Below are 15,155 nucleotides of genomic sequence, written 5' to 3'. Positions count from 1 at the left end.
GCTTTCGAAACTTCAAAAACTTTAAAACTAAAATTCTTATCGCTTTGAACATGCAAAGAGAGAGAACCAATCTGATTCTCTCTCGTGCTTAGTTATAAGTCACCCACTACAGTTGACAAAGAGCCATATTTTAAACACAATAGCGCTTATTTCCCAAAAGCTGCCAATAAATCACTGGTATCTATAAAATCTGACTGAGATTCTTCAAAATCTTCAATAGCATAATCTGCTTCTGTCGCTAGGCGATTCCAGCGAAAACCATAGACATCTTCGATCATAATGGTTAACTCATCCGTTTCTTCGTCTACTTGCCAGCCAAGATAACGTTCTTTGACTTCAAAAGTCAGCACTACAGTCTGATAATCATACTGCCAAAGCTGACCAAGCAAGTGCTGACACATGGCATGGTCACTAGCAGCTTCACCATTAAACCAGGTAATCTCATGTTTATCTAAAAGCTCAATTAGTTTCCAAAAAGCTTGCTGAAAAGCTATCGGTCTGTTCCTGTCAAAAGAAAGACTAAAATAACTTTGAGTTTTTAGTAAATCTACTAAACTATGAGTCATGGATCCCTCCGCTTTATTTTTATCTATTGAGAACAGCTCAGCTTAACCCTTAGTATTTCTAACGGCTTTAAATAGAAAAGGATCTCCTCTCTTTCTACTTAAGTTTCTCAAATATTGCCGCAAAATTATCTGTAATAGCTTCAAAGGTTACCAAGGTCTCTTCTCGTGTTTTATTATTTTTGACAGCAGCTTGTCCAGTTTCGATTTCATTGTCCCCGAGAGTGATGACAAGTTTGGCTTTAAAAGTATCAGCCGACTTAAATTGAGCTTTAATCTTGCGGTCAAGATAATCTCGTTCAGCTGAGAACCCCTGAGCGCGGATAGCCTGAACAAGTTCTAAGGCTTTGCTATTGGCACCAACACCAAGTACTGCAATGTAAACATCCAGACCTTCTTCGACAGGAAGTTCGACACCTTGTTTATCAAGAACTAGAAGCAAGCGCTCCAGCCCAAGACCAAAACCAAAGCCCGGTGTTTCTGGCCCGCCAAAATAGTCAACCAAGCCATCGTAGCGCCCACCTGCACAGATTGTCAGCTCTGACTTATTGACTTTAGTAATAAATTCAAAAATCGTGTGATTATAATAATCCAGACCACGTACCATATTAGTGTCAATCACATAAGGGATTTTGAGTTCCTCAAGCATACTGCGTACGGTATCAAAATGCACTTGAGATTCTTCATCTAGATAATCCAGAATGGATGGTGCATTTTCAACCGCAATTTTATCCTCTTTTTCTTTGGAGTCAAGAACGCGTAAAGGATTTTCTTCTAAGCGGCGCTGACTGTCCTTGGACAAGCTGTCACGCAAGGGCGTCAGATAATCAATCAAAGCCTGACGATAAGCCGCACGGCTCGCCGTATTGCCGAGGCTATTAAGATGCAAAGTCACATCTTTAATGCCTAATTCAGCGAAAAGCTGATAAGCCATAGCAATCGTTTCAACATCTGTTGCTGGGTTTTTAGAACCAAAACACTCCACACCAATCTGATGAAACTCACGCAGACGCCCCGCTTGAGGACGCTCATAACGGAACATAGAACCCATGTAATACATCTTGACAGGCTTTTGTACTTCTGGTGCAAAAAGCTTGTTTTCCACATAGGAACGTACGACAGGAGCTGTTCCTTCTGGCCGCAATGTAATATGCCGATCTCCCTTGTCATGGAAATCGTACATTTCCTTGGTCACAATATCTGTCGTATCTCCAACTGAGCGACTAATTACCTCATAGTGTTCAAACATCGGCGTACGTATCTCACCGTAGTTGTATTTTTTAAAGGTCTCACGCGCTAAACCTTCTACATACTGCCATTTGCTGCTATCTATTGGCAGAATATCCTGCGTTCCTTTTGGCTTTTGTAACCTCATGTCAAAATCTCTTTCTAAGCTGGTTTTCGCTATCTATTCTACCATAAAATAGGGCACAAATCAGTCATTATTTAAAAAAGAAACAAAGGAAAACACCGTTGTCCATGACGAATATCGGATTGTTTCTGTGTGACATCCAAATAAGCTATAAGCATTCTAAAAGTGGCTCAAAGCCTTTTAGAGCTTCCAACCGCTTCTTTTATCTCAAAATTTAAAGTTTTTTGTCAAGTAACTTTACTTTACAAAAAAGATGTGGTATTCTATTAAAGTTGATTTAAAATCAAGTATATCATTAACTTATCGGAGGAAAGAAAAAATGGCAGTACCTGCACGTCATACGTCAAAAGCGAAAAAAAATAAACGCCGTACACATTACAAATTGACAGCTCCAACTGTGAAATTTGACGAAACTACTGGAGATTACTCACGTTCTCACCGTGTATCCCTTAAGGGCTACTACAAAGGACGTAAAATCGCCAAAGCTAATGCTGCGGAATAATAGAAGGGAGATACCATGCGCGTAAATATTACACTTGAACACAAAGAATCTGGTGAACGCTTGTACCTTACTTCAAAAAACAAACGCAACACTCCAGATCGTCTTCAACTCAAAAAATACTCACCAAAATTGCGTAAACACGTGATTTTCACTGAAGTGAAATAATTGAACATAAGAAAAGCCTATGAAATCAATATTTCAAAGGCTTTTTTCTTTTGATTTTAGCAAAATAACTGGATTTTTACTGCTTAAAATCAAACTAGTCCCATTTAATATTTAAAACCCTTAACATCAGAACTTATAGATATTGTTATGTTTTTCGAAAATTATATCTTCTTCACTGAAATTAAAGTAATTGCGATAAAAAAACCACCTGAACAATGAATTTCGGGTGGTTTTAATAACTAAAGAGAGCGCGGGATAATAAGGACAAGAGCTGTATCAGCACGGATCACATCATGGTATATGGTAAAACGGCCAGGGATTTTAATCCAGAAAGTTGTGTATTTTTCAACTTTATTTTCATTTTGAAATCATTCACACTTATTGAGTTTATGTTTTTGAGTAGTATAAATTAATTTCATTGCTCCCCCTTTATGTACCTTGATTTAGATTAGTGAGTAAAATTTCTATATAACAATAACAAATCGTTATTGTTAATATTTTTGATTTACCATCAATTCATGTAAAATTGAAATAATCAATACATTTTTTCCCACTGCGTAATGGACGCTGGCAGAACCGCTTTATAATGATTATAGAACTCAAGTAATTCACTTGACTTGATGATAGTGATATTATTCAAATCCTCTGAATTTACTATAGTTGGTGCGTATAGAAACACTTCGTATCCATCCTGTATAAATTCAAGAAATTGTATCGCATCTAGTGGAGCAGCTTTCTTCCCCTTGACTTGAACAATTGCTTTCCTAAGTTTGTTTGAGCCTCGAGAAAGGAACTCGCATTCTACCTTTATGGTTGTAGATTTACGAGCAATGGAATTTGATAGAACATAGTAATTATATTTGATTTGGATATAAGCTATCACTAATTCCTCTAAATCAAAATCAGGTAGATTATCCAGTAAATTCCCCTGTAATTGTGAAATTTCATAATAATTTACCTTGGATAGCTCATTATAGATAGCCTTAGAATACTCGACAATCACTGACCATCGAATTCTTTGTGCAGTACCCGCATTAGCTCTATTGAAAGCCGCTTTAATCTGTCCAGGAACTTGTGTCCCTACCTTAAAAGCCTCTACCGGTAGTAGCGCTCCGTAGTCTAAACGACGATTACATCTCATAAGCACAGAGCCTTTTACCCTACAAATCCAATAACTCCCATCTAAATCCCGTGTCAAAAATAAATCGTCAACAGCAGTATCTTTGAAAATATTCAGAACAGGATTCACCCTTTTAGACTCTTGGCGAATACGGTCATAATATTCGGAAAAAGTCAGCAATTCTTTTTCTCCATAAATACGGCTCCAACCAATCGCAAGATATTGCCTATCTGATTTCAAACAGAAGTCAATCAATTCATTACGAAATTCTGTTGCGGTTTTCAAATTAATTCTTGATACATATTCCATATTCTCTCTCACTGGCTCCATTTCTATAATTTCAGTTTATTTATTCTTCAAGACAGCTGTCGAATTCGGAATCGTTTCCGCAAGCATTTCAGCAGCTGTTTTTATCATAAAACGCTCCTAAAAGTATTTTTAAACTCCTCTGCGCTTCATTTTTGGACATTTCTTTCTGTTCCAGAAAAATCCTATTTAGCACTAGAAAAATGGTATTACTATAGTGTTGACTAATCATATCCAGAGGCAACTGTTCTTCCTGAAAGTGCAGAGAGGTTATAAACAGCCGTTGGACTCGCCGTTCTTAAGGTAAAGGCGGTTCTCTAAGGGCTGAGACTTACCAGTGTCAACAATCTGACGAGCCTTAAGCTCAGATTCCTCTCTTATGGTTAGTAGGCCAAACTATCTTTTACCCAATTTTGGTCTTTTAAATCCAAGGCAAAATGAAATCGGCTTCTTCCGTAGGAATCATAATTTTCTCTATCAATTGCCTCACAAGCAACTCTCAAGTTTTCATTATCTATTTTAGTCATATAAATCATTGTATAGCCTTTAGGAGAGTCAATCTGATAAACTTGTTTACTTTCGAAATTATAAATTTCTAATTTTGAAACACTACCACGATCTTTAGACTGACGATAGATGCTAAAAATTAATTTATTTCTAGGGCTAGATACTATATATTTACAAATTGAAACTCAAGTTTATGCAATCTATCATAGTCCCATACCTGCCTCCAAGTCTTGTCTTCCTAGCAATTTCCCATCTACACTGTAAAGAAAAAATTTTTTGAAATAAAATTTTCTCCACAGCTGACTATTACAATATTTCCGTTTTCTTCATATTTCGCATGAAGAATTTTTGATAACTTTATCTCTACAGTTTGATTTTTATATTCCCAACTAATTATATTATCATTATAAGTCATTTGTATATTATCTTCACTCCCTCCTTAACACGTTATTATACTACACGTTCTAATTCAGGTTTCCAGTTAGTTTTAACTGCTAAATCATTATATACATACTCTTTATCCGTGATTGTCCCAATATCTGTACCAAATCCTCCTGACTAATCATTCGGCTGAAAATCCTCTGGTGACATTGCCATTTCAAATGTATCACCTAGTTTTAAGGTAACCTTTTTAGGTGTACAAGCTTTCGGCCACGAACTTTGGTCTCTGACTAATTCAATATAATCATCCACGTTTTGAGTTGGATTAGCCGCAGAAAGTTCCTCAAAGGTCTTAGGAGAGGTAATCCCCTTATTCATAATTCTAAGTCTAGCTTCTGGATTAATACCTGCCTCCGCAAACTTATTTTATCATTTCCCTTTTTTGTTGCAAAAAAAAGAGAACTGTTGAGTTCTCTTTCGCGTTTAAAATGCTTAGACAACAATGTCTCACCCAGACTTCTTAAACATCAGATTCTTCTAAAATTTGAGTGAAACGATGGGTAAAAAGAGCTGTCATTCCCCAAATATTTTCCTGTCCCAAATTATAAAAAGGAATATAACGCTTAGTATAGCCAAAGTTATAATTTCTGCCCTCTCTCACGCGTTCAAATGGAAAAGAGGCATTCTCTTCCAACAGACTTCTTAAAATATGATACTGAGGCGGATTAGACATAATATCCTTAAGCGGGATGGTAAAGAGTCTAGCTACTTCCTCATTAGGAGAAAGGCTGCGCCAATCATTCACAGTTAACTGACCCACAAAACAATGAATAGTTCTCTCAGGTCTAACAATATAATCAATCTCTCCTAACACTGTAATCTGATCAGAAGTCAGATTCAGTTCCTCACAAGCTTCCCTGACAGCTGCCTCTTGGAAGCTTTCTCCTTGTTCAAGACGTCCTCCAGGAAAAGAGACTTCCCCCGGCTGAGAAATATCTTCACTCCTTATTTGATAAAGGATCTCCCACTCTTTGCTATCTGCACTGCGAATTAAGGGTAGCAAAACTGCGTAACGATGCTTTTCTCCAAGTGGTTTTGGAGTATATGCTGCTAACCGTTTTTCCATATCCATGAATTCTCTCCTTTAGGAATTATCTTACCATATTCTTAAGGTTTTTCTAAGCTATTTGATTAATTATAAAACTTTTAAAAAGAGGAATGGAACAGCTACACTCATCGTATATCGATTAATAGAGGGAGCCTAAGATATGACAAAAAATGAGGACCTAAAAGCTCTGGAAAAAGAGCTGCGCCGACTGCTTAAAAAGATTATCAAGAAGCTATGGGTTATTTTATTGAGTGCTTTGACGAAGTCAATTCAGAAAAAGAAGAGGCTATTATGGACGAGCTGGGAAGTCCACTGGAAGCTGCTACCGATATTATCAAATATTTTTCAGGCAAAGACAGCTCACAAATCAATTAGGAATAGCCCAAAAGAAGGCTGTCCTTTAGATTGTTTTGGTTATCCTCCAATCTGGCCAAGAAAATCCCAAGCTTCACATCAAAACAAGGGCACACAAATCACGTAAGCCACAGTTCCCCAAAGTCCACTGCTAAAAAGAAAAGATGAGATTTTATTATTATAGTTGTCAATAAAACGGGAGCTCCTACCATATCCCACATCCAAACAATACCAAAAATAATAGATATAACTAAATTTTTAATATGCCCTGCCACTAAGTTAGCTAAAAAAGTAGAGCAATAAATGCCAGATACTGGATGCTATACCACCATTTCATTATTCTTTCCATTGTAAAACTTCTTTTCTAACAGAAAAACTTCTGTCTTATTTACAGCTTTAGTCTACTCAAAAAGAGGACAAAATAAAAACAGGACTCTCATTATATTGCTTTAAATCAGACTTTGTGAGCCCTCTCCTAAATTATTAAACAATCATTTGTAAATATATATTTACAACATTGTCAACATTGTTGACAATGTTATCCAAGCAGCCACAGGCTAAGTAAAGCTAAAATAGCTAGACCCCCTTGCGTTATAATGATTTTTTTATCTGCTGTTAGGGCACCATAGAGTGCTGCTAATATAACATTTAATAAAAACAGTGCCACAATCTCTGAATTATGAGATATAAAAAGTCCATACAAGAGAAAAACAGCAATCAAGCCATTGTAAATTCCTTGATTTTTAAAGAGTTTACTAACAGAAACACGCTGTAATTCTTCTTGGGACATCTTAAAAACACGCCCTGTAGCTACTGAATCCGTCCTGAAAGTTTCTAAATACATGATATAAATATGTTCAAAAGCAACTAAAGTTGACAAAATAATTGTCGTTATTGACATAAGATCCTCTTTTCTATATTTTTTGTTTCTCAAATCTATTATATTTTATCTGATTTTTTGAGAAGATTTGAAAGTTAGTGTATTTCTATTACCTTGACAAGACTTGACAGATATTGCTGCTAAAGACTGTTATAAGCACAGATAAATAGTGACAAAGTGCAATTCAACTTATCTTTGACCAGCTTTTTTAGACTGTCAACTTTCTGTAAAGTAATCATGATAGCTTTTCAGCTAACTGACAGAGACTAACTTAGTATAGACTGATTTAAGTATAAAATCAATTTTTCTGCTCCGTTATTTTCAAAGTAGCTAAACTAAAAATCCTGAAATGATAAAAGCTACACATAAATTTTTAACTCTTATTACTTCTATAAAATATCTGTATTGTTAGCACAGATAGAAACTTCTGAAAGAAAAAAATAAAAACCAGCTAAACAGCTGGCTAAATAAATACTGTAGATTAAAGCATTTTGTTGTAAAATTCAACGACGAGTGCTTCATTAATCTCTGGGTTGATTTCATCGCGTTCTGGGAAACGTGTCAATGAACCTTCAAGTTTTTCAGCATCAAAAGATACAAAAGCTGGACGACCAAGAGTTGCTTCCACAGCTTCAAGGATTGCAGGAACTTTGATTGATTTCTCACGAACTGAAATAACTTGACCAACCTCAACACGGTAAGACGGAATATCCACACGCTTGCCATCAACAAGAATATGACCATGGTTTACAAATTGGCGAGCTTGACGGCGAGTAGTTGCAAGTCCTAGGCGGTATACAACATTGTCAAGACGGCGTTCAAGAAGAAGCATGAAGTTGTAACCAACTGTTCCTTCTTTAATCTTAGTAGCCTGCACGAATAAATTACGGAATTGTTTTTCACCTAAACCGTATGAGAAACGCAATTTTTGTTTTTCAGCTAATTGCAAACCGTATTCAGATAATTTGCTGCGGTTATTTGGTCCGTGTTGACCTGGAACATAATTACGACGAGCTAACTCTTTACCTGTACCTGTAAGTGATAAGCCAAGACGGCGTGATTGTTTCCATGATGGTCCTGTATAACGTGACATAAAATGTCCTCCTATAAAAATAATTTTGTAGGAAATAACGTCTTAAAGAAACCTAATTCGTGCAGATGCCTTTCGCCTAAACAGCAAAGGTTACTTGTTTTTCGAGGTACCTGTTGACGAGCTTTATTTTCTTCTGCTGTTATTTCACACGAGGAACATTATAACAAAAAGAACCCGCAGATGCAAGTCCTTTTGCTGATTTTAATCCATCCGTACAGCTAACTCATTGCCAACTGGATTCTTAAACTGAAAACGCTGACCGACAGGAAGGCAAAAATCTCCTGAATAATAACTTCACTGGCTTCTTTTGCCTTTTCCAGCGCCTCGTCAATACATCCATATAAATTGACAACCAAAGGAACAGAGTAACAGAATTGGTCTCCAAACCGTTTGACAGCCCGCTGCCGTCCGTATTCAGATAGCTTTCACTCCAAGTCTGATAAGTCCGGCTAAATACTTCTCGTAAAAATCCTAATTAACCTTCAGCGCCTCACGGTTAGCTGCAGAAAATTCGATGTAATCGATATGAGTAGGACTTTTTTCATAAATGCACCTGCCTCAGCTTTTTATTTATTTTCAAGTTCAGCCTGTTCCTCCAAACTCAGGTAACGAATCAAAGTCTTCTCTGTCAAAATGTCTGAGTAAGTGTAAGATTCGACATAAGTGTTATTAATGGCACCTGCTTGATTTGAAAAATCACTGTATTCCACAATAAAAAGCGATGGGTAAACCTCAATCAAACGGCCGATTTTATTTTTTTCACGTTTCCGGCCATTTTCCAATGTCAGTTCAACCAATTGTCCTTCATGGTCCTTAATAGCTTCTTTAATGGTTTTCATTTTTGCAACATCTGCAAATGCGTCACTCATGTGAGCCTCCTTAATTATTATTTATTATAAAAATTTTTGTTAAGATTCTTCAAACTGTGCAATAGACGAAAATTTATTGTACTCTTTCTGGAATAGCAACTTGACTGTCCCACGTGCTCCCGCACGATTTTTTTCTAAGATAACTTCAATAGTATTATCTTCAATAACATTTTCCGACATCTCACCTTCCTTGCGATAATAATCATCACGATAAAGGAAAGCGACAATATCAGCATCTTGCTCAATTGACCCAGATTCTCTAATATCCGAAAGAACTGGCCGTTTATCCTGTCGCTGCTCAACACCGCGGGAAAGTTGGCTTAGGGCAATAACAGGCACCTTGAGCTCTTTAGCTAAAATTTTTAGCTGACGAGAAATATCCGAAACTTCTTGTTGACGATTTTCCGGACGAGTTCCAGTAATCAATTGTAAATAGTCAATAACAATTAATCCCAAACCTCCCTCAATTTCTTGAGAAAGTTTACGGGCTCGCGCTCGAATTTCTGTAATCTTGATACCAGGAGTATCATCAATATATATGGGTGCTTCTGCCAGAGCACCCTGAGCAATCATGACATTATTCCAGTCTTGTTCTGTCAATTGCCCTGTACGCAAAGCATGAGAATCAATCATTCCCTCGGCTGCCAACATACGGTCAACTAAACTTTCGGCTCCCATTTCTAGGGAGAAAACAGCGACCGCTTGATTCTGCTTGGTACCAACATTTTGAGCGATATTCAAAACAAAGGCTGTTTTACCAACAGCAGGCCGAGCCGCTAAAATAATCAGTTGATCTGGATGTAAACCTGTTGTAATTTTATCTAAATCACGAAAACCTGTTGGAAGTCCCGTAACATCAGATGTTTGCTGCGATCTGGCTTCTAAAGTTTCAAAATTAGCATCCAAAACTTCTGAAATTTTTCGAAAACCGCTGCGATTACTGTGCTCGGAGACATCAACCAGAGCTTTTTCAGCTCCAGCAATAATATCTTCAGAATCTGTCGCCCCTTCATACGCCTGGTTGACAGTCTCTGTCAACCTAGAAATAATACGGCGTAACATCGCTTTCTCAGCTACAATTTTAGCGTAATATTCCGCATTAGCAGATGTAGGGACACTATTGACCAATTCGGCAATATAGGAAATACCTCCTATGTTTTGCAAATCATTTTGAGCATCCAGAATTGTTCTAACTGTTGTTGCATCAATAGCATCGTTTCGATCAGCCAAAGTAATCATCGCCTTAAAGATAATACGGTGTGAATACTTATAGAAATCATCTGGATCAATGTATTCTCGAACCTCAATAAGTTTGTCAGGATTAATGAACACAGCTCCTAAAACTGATTGCTCAGCAACTAAGTCTTGTGGCTGTACACGTAATTCCTGGGCTTCTACCACCCTTGTCACCTCCTTTACAGGATTGTCAACTTGCTATTCTTCAGCATTCTTGATATTAAGTTTAATTTGCCCATCTATTTCTTTGTGAAGTTTAACGGAAACTTCAATTAAACCAATGGCACGGATGGGTTTATCCAAATGGATATAGCGTTTATCCACCTTGAGGCCATACTGCTTTTGAAGTTCCTCTGCAATTTTCTTTGCTGTAATAGAACCAAAGGTACGTCCATCAGGGCCAACTTTTTCCATAAAGACTACACGTGTCTCTTCCTTATCCAGTTGAACTTTAAGCGCTTTAGCTTCTCCTAAGAGTTCTTCAGCATGCTTTTCTTCAGATTTTTGTTTACCTCTCAATTCACCAACAGCTTGTTTCGTTGCCTCCTTGGCTAATTTCTTTTTAATTAAGAAATTTTGTGCATAACCTGAAGGGACTTCCTTAATTTCTCCTTTTTTACCTTTGCCTTTAACATCTTCTAAAAAAATAACTCTCATAATTTTTCCTCCTCAGGGGTGATTTCTTCTTTGATTTTAGCAATAAGTTCTTCTTGAGCTTGTAAAACATGGTAATCCTTGAATTGACAGGCAGCCAAATTAAAGTGTCCTCCACCGCCAAGATCCTCCATGATCCGTTGCACATTAATTTTGCTATGACTGCGCGCTGAGATACTAACACTATCTTCTGAAGTTCTAGCTACCACAAAGGCAGCTTCAATTCCCATCATATCCAGCATAGTATCTGCCGCCTTAGAGATGATAATGTTACTATAAATGTTAGTATCTTCACCAGCAGCTACAATAATATTATCAGTGACACGTTTACCATTAAGAATAATTTGGTTAATTTTTCGGTATTCCTCAAAATCAGTAGCTGAAATACTCTGAATTTCATTGCTATCACTTCCTAGACTTCGTAGATAGGACGCAACATCAAAGGTTCTGCTAGTCACCCGTGTTGAAAAATTCTTAGTGTCCAGCATGATACCAGCCATAATAACTGAGGCTTGAACTTTACTAAGACGTTCCTTAGCCCCTTGAAATTGGAGCAGTTCCGTGACCAATTCACAAGCAGAGCTGGCTCCGCTTTCAACAAAACTCAGCACTGCATTATCAGGAAAATCATCATCTCTGCGATGATGGTCTACAACAATGACCTCACTAAAGAGATTATAAAATTCTTTTGACAAGGTGAGTTCCGTCTTAGAATGATCCACCATAATCAATAACGAATCATTCGCAACTAAGTTTTTAGCCTCAGACAGAGTGAGAAGAGAGGTATTTTCATCTTCTTGAAGACGTCTCACTGCACGCGCAATGTCTGTATTCATATCAGTATCATCATAAACCGCGAAACTATCAGTAACTATTTGACGAGCAAAATGAGACATTCCAACCGTAGCACCAAGGGCATCCATATCCAAATTACGATGACCCACAACAAATACCTGTTCTACAGTTTTGAGTTTATCGGAAATTGCTGTCATCATTGCCCGTGTACGAGTTCGAGAACGTTTAACCGTCGAAACAGAACCTCCGCCAAAATAGAGAAGTTCTTTATGGTCATCATTTTCTTTAACAACCGCTTGATCCCCTCCGCGTACCAAAGCAATATTTAAATTCTGAAGAGCTACCTGACCAATTTGATTATGTTTTAAAGTTCCAAAAGATACACCTATACTAAGTGTTAAAGGAAGATTCTGCTCCTGAGCTTGACTGCGGAATTTGTCTAAAACTGGAAATTTCTGATCCATAAATTCAGTCAAAACGCCGTAATTTGTGAAAAAATAGAAGCGATCCATATCAACACGGCTATAAAAAATGTTTTTGCTTTTGGCAAAATCAGATACAAAGCTGGCAACAAAACTATTGATTTGCGATACATCTGCATCAGGAAGATTGCCAGTTACATCATCATAGTTGTCTATTGATATGACTCCAATGACAGGTCGTGTCTTATTCGGATCTGTAGCCTCATCATGATCATAAACATTATCAATAAAATACAGTAACTGGTTATCAAAATCGACAAAAATCGAATATTTGTTGTCTGAAATAGTAATGACATTAGAGGGCGATCCGTCACGCTTTTCTTTGATAAATGCTGTAACAAAATCAGCTTTAAATTTCCCCTCTTCATCAGACAAAATTAACTCAGCATAGGGATTAAACCATTCTACCTGATCTGTTTCATCGTCAAAAGTAACCACTCCCACAGGCATCTTATCTAAAAGAGTTTTAAGGGAACCCTCTACCTCTTGATTCAAAAGCCCTAGTTGTTCCATTTCAGACAGTTCATAGGTTGTTTTTTGATAATATAGCAAAGCAATGACCAGTAACATGATTAGGAATAACGCGCCTAGCAAGGTTGATTCACTTTTAAAAACACGAATAAAAATCGCTATCAAACCAAAGAGAATCAAACCTATCATAACCAAGTGACTGGTTGCAAATCGAAATCTTTTCATGATAAACCTCTTAATCAGACCATTATACCACAAAACACCTTTGTTTCCTAGACTTGTTTATACCTTTTAGTCCTTACGAACCGCTTTACTATGACCCTCTAGATAAACCATCAAAATGGAAATATCAGCTGGATTCACACCAGAAATACGACTAGCCTGACCAATTGTTTCAGGATTGATTTTCTTGAATTTCTGACGAGCTTCTGTCGCAATACTGTCAATAGCATCCCAATCAATGTTCTTAGGAATGCGTTTTTCTTCCATACGCTTCATCTTGTCAACCTGATCAAGAGCTTTGTTAATATAACCTTCATACTTAATTTCAGTTTCTAAAAGCTCAATTGTTTTGTCATCTAGATCTTCAGCAGCTGGACCGATAAAGCTTGTTGCAATAGCATAATTAATTTCTGGTCGACGCATAAATTCTTTTGCTGTCAAGGCATCTGTCAACGGCTTAAAACCGAGTTCTGTAATGCGTTTATTCGTTTTTTCGATGGGTTTTAATTTCACACTTGACAAACGTGTCAATTCATTGTCAAACTGATTTTTACGAATTTGAAAACGCTGATAGCGTTCATCATCAACCAAACCAACTTGACGCCCCATTTCTGTCAAGCGCATATCTGCATTATCATGACGTAAAATCAAGCGATACTCTGCACGAGATGTCAACAAACGGTACGGCTCAAGTGTTCCTTTGGTCACCAAATCATCAATCATAACGCCAATATAAGCATCACTGCGTTTTAAAATAAGTTCTGGTTTTCCTTGAACCTTGAGCGCTGCATTGATTCCAGCAACCAACCCTTGACCAGCTGCTTCTTCATATCCAGATGTCCCATTGGTCTGACCCGCTGTGAAAAGTCCTGAAATCTTTTTAGTTTCCAGCGTTGCACGCAATTGATGAGGTAGAACAATATCATATTCAATGGCATAACCTGTCCGCATCATCTCAGCTTTTTCAAGTCCTTTGATCGAATGAATTAAGTCTTTCTGAACATCTTCAGGTAAGCTTGTTGACAATCCTTGAATGTATACCTCTTCTGTTTCCCGTCCTTCTGGTTCCAGAAAAAGCTGATGACGTTCTTTATCGGCAAAACGGACAATCTTGTCTTCAATAGACGGACAGTATCTCGGTCCAACCCCCTTGACAATACCTGAAAACATCGGCGCACGGTAAAGATTTTGGTTGATAATATCATGGCTGGTTTGATTGGTATAAGTTAGCCAGCAAGGAATTTGATCTTTGAGATAGTCTTCATCCTTGGACATAAATGAGAAATGATTTGGTTTATCATCACCTGGTTGAATGTCCGTTTCATCATAATTGATTGACGCTGCCTTGACACGTGGAGGTGTTCCTGTTTTAAAACGACCGATTTCGAGACCCAATTTTTTCAAATTATCAGCTAACCCAATTGAAGCTAGACTATTATTTGGACCTGACGAATATTTGAGTTCGCCAAGGATAATCTCCCCGCGCAAAGCTGTACCAGTTGTCACAATAACAGCCTTGGCAAAAAATTTCTGGTTTGTTGCTGTTCTAACACCAACAACCTTACCATCTTCCACCAAGATTTCATCAACCATGGATTGACGAAGTGTCAGATTTTCCTGCTGTTCAACAGTATGCTTCATGGTACGCGCATAAAGCGCCTTATCAGCTTGAGCCCGAAGCGCCCGAACCGCAGGGCCTTTACCAGTATTCAGCATTTTCATTTGGATATAAGTCTTGTCAATGTTCTTGCCCATCTCGCCGCCAAGAGCATCAATCTCACGGACAACAATTCCTTTTGCAGATCCGCCAATTGATGGGTTACAAGGCATAAAAGCCAACATTTCGAGGTTAATAGTGGCCAATAAAGTCTTACAGCCCATGCGGCTGGCAGCCAGACTAGCTTCAACCCCAGCATGTCCAGCCCCAATGACAATAACGTCATAATTTTCAGTAAATTCGTGTGTCATGATTATCTCCATACATAAAAATAGCCAAAACTCTCGAAAATTGCAGACTAAAAAGACCTGCAATCCCATGAGCTTTGACCATCATGATTATTGTTACGATTATTTTA

At 37.6% G+C, this 15,155-nt stretch carries 17 protein-coding genes; 3 read left to right on the top strand and 14 right to left on the bottom strand.

Annotated elements, in window-relative coordinates; genetic code table 11:
• Positions 1 to 146: 146 nt before the first annotated feature.
• The gene (locus tag ACVRZ8_RS07370) at positions 147 to 566 is read right to left on the bottom strand and encodes a hypothetical protein (RefSeq protein WP_447448673.1); all 420 of its coding nucleotides are present in this window, start codon (positions 564 to 566) and stop codon (positions 147 to 149) included.
• A 94-nt stretch (positions 567 to 660) separates the two neighbouring features.
• A complete protein-coding gene (gene hisS, locus ACVRZ8_RS07365; RefSeq protein WP_447448672.1) occupies positions 661 to 1,938 on the bottom strand; it encodes a histidine--tRNA ligase in 1,278 nt (425 codons plus the stop codon).
• Positions 1,939 to 2,254: 316 nt separating this feature from the next.
• Between hisS and rpmF the strand changes: the two genes are divergently transcribed.
• Both rpmF and rpmG read left to right on the top strand, forming a co-directional pair.
• Positions 2,255 to 2,437, top strand: a complete 183-nt coding sequence (rpmF, locus tag ACVRZ8_RS07360) for a 50S ribosomal protein L32 (protein WP_447448671.1) — start codon at positions 2,255 to 2,257, stop codon at positions 2,435 to 2,437.
• Between the two features lie 15 nt (positions 2,438 to 2,452).
• On the top strand, positions 2,453 to 2,602 hold the full coding sequence (rpmG, locus tag ACVRZ8_RS07355) for a 50S ribosomal protein L33 (protein WP_002262412.1): 150 nt from the start codon (positions 2,453 to 2,455) through the stop codon (positions 2,600 to 2,602).
• A 535-nt stretch (positions 2,603 to 3,137) separates the two neighbouring features.
• On the opposite strand, the gene ACVRZ8_RS07350 is transcribed toward rpmG, so the two are convergent.
• From ACVRZ8_RS07350 to ACVRZ8_RS07330, 5 genes are all read right to left on the bottom strand, one after another.
• Positions 3,138 to 4,031, bottom strand: coding sequence for a ribonuclease D (locus tag ACVRZ8_RS07350; RefSeq protein WP_447448670.1), 894 nt, complete (start codon positions 4,029 to 4,031; stop codon positions 3,138 to 3,140).
• Between the two features lie 380 nt (positions 4,032 to 4,411).
• The gene (locus tag ACVRZ8_RS07345; protein WP_447448669.1) at positions 4,412 to 4,555 is read right to left on the bottom strand and encodes a hypothetical protein; all 144 of its coding nucleotides are present in this window, start codon (positions 4,553 to 4,555) and stop codon (positions 4,412 to 4,414) included.
• Positions 4,556 to 4,788: 233 nt separating this feature from the next.
• Positions 4,789 to 4,950 (bottom strand): hypothetical protein, encoded by a 162-nt coding sequence (locus ACVRZ8_RS07340; RefSeq protein WP_447448668.1) that lies wholly within the window; start codon positions 4,948 to 4,950, stop codon positions 4,789 to 4,791.
• A 143-nt stretch (positions 4,951 to 5,093) separates the two neighbouring features.
• Positions 5,094 to 5,294: a hypothetical protein gene (locus ACVRZ8_RS07335; protein WP_447448667.1), complete on the bottom strand. Its 201-nt coding sequence runs from the start codon at positions 5,292 to 5,294 to the stop codon at positions 5,094 to 5,096.
• Between the two features lie 142 nt (positions 5,295 to 5,436).
• Positions 5,437 to 6,048, bottom strand: coding sequence for an NUDIX hydrolase (locus ACVRZ8_RS07330; RefSeq protein WP_447448666.1), 612 nt, complete (start codon positions 6,046 to 6,048; stop codon positions 5,437 to 5,439).
• A gap of 210 nt (positions 6,049 to 6,258) precedes the next feature.
• Here ACVRZ8_RS07330 and ACVRZ8_RS07325 point away from each other — a divergent pair, with 210 nt between their 5' ends.
• Positions 6,259 to 6,399, top strand: a complete 141-nt coding sequence (locus tag ACVRZ8_RS07325) for a hypothetical protein (RefSeq protein WP_447448665.1) — start codon at positions 6,259 to 6,261, stop codon at positions 6,397 to 6,399.
• Positions 6,400 to 6,916: 517 nt separating this feature from the next.
• On the opposite strand, the gene ACVRZ8_RS07320 is transcribed toward ACVRZ8_RS07325, so the two are convergent.
• The 7 genes from ACVRZ8_RS07320 to mnmG form a co-directional block, all read right to left on the bottom strand.
• Entirely contained in the window at positions 6,917 to 7,279 is a 363-nt protein-coding gene (locus ACVRZ8_RS07320) for a DUF1304 domain-containing protein (protein WP_447448664.1), read from the bottom strand.
• A 460-nt stretch (positions 7,280 to 7,739) separates the two neighbouring features.
• A complete protein-coding gene (gene rpsD, locus ACVRZ8_RS07315; RefSeq protein WP_447448663.1) occupies positions 7,740 to 8,351 on the bottom strand; it encodes a 30S ribosomal protein S4 in 612 nt (203 codons plus the stop codon).
• Between the two features lie 566 nt (positions 8,352 to 8,917).
• A complete protein-coding gene (locus ACVRZ8_RS07310; protein ID WP_447448662.1) occupies positions 8,918 to 9,220 on the bottom strand; it encodes a Veg family protein in 303 nt (100 codons plus the stop codon).
• Between the two features lie 39 nt (positions 9,221 to 9,259).
• Positions 9,260 to 10,621, bottom strand: a complete 1,362-nt coding sequence (gene dnaB / locus ACVRZ8_RS07305; RefSeq protein ID WP_447448661.1) for a replicative DNA helicase — start codon at positions 10,619 to 10,621, stop codon at positions 9,260 to 9,262.
• A gap of 33 nt (positions 10,622 to 10,654) precedes the next feature.
• Positions 10,655 to 11,113: a 50S ribosomal protein L9 gene (gene rplI, locus ACVRZ8_RS07300; protein WP_447448660.1), complete on the bottom strand. Its 459-nt coding sequence runs from the start codon at positions 11,111 to 11,113 to the stop codon at positions 10,655 to 10,657.
• Positions 11,110 to 13,083: a GGDEF domain-containing protein gene (locus ACVRZ8_RS07295; protein WP_447448659.1), complete on the bottom strand. Its 1,974-nt coding sequence runs from the start codon at positions 13,081 to 13,083 to the stop codon at positions 11,110 to 11,112. Before ACVRZ8_RS07295 ends, rplI begins: the two co-directional genes overlap by 4 nt.
• 66 nt (positions 13,084 to 13,149) lie before the next feature.
• Complete coding sequence (mnmG, locus tag ACVRZ8_RS07290) at positions 13,150 to 15,048, bottom strand: tRNA uridine-5-carboxymethylaminomethyl(34) synthesis enzyme MnmG (protein WP_447448658.1); 1,899 nt, start codon at positions 15,046 to 15,048, stop codon at positions 13,150 to 13,152.
• Positions 15,049 to 15,155: the final 107 nt, after the last annotated feature.

The organism is Streptococcus dentiloxodontae, from assembly GCF_053206925.1.
This window is presented reverse-complemented; position numbering and strand designations above follow the sequence as displayed.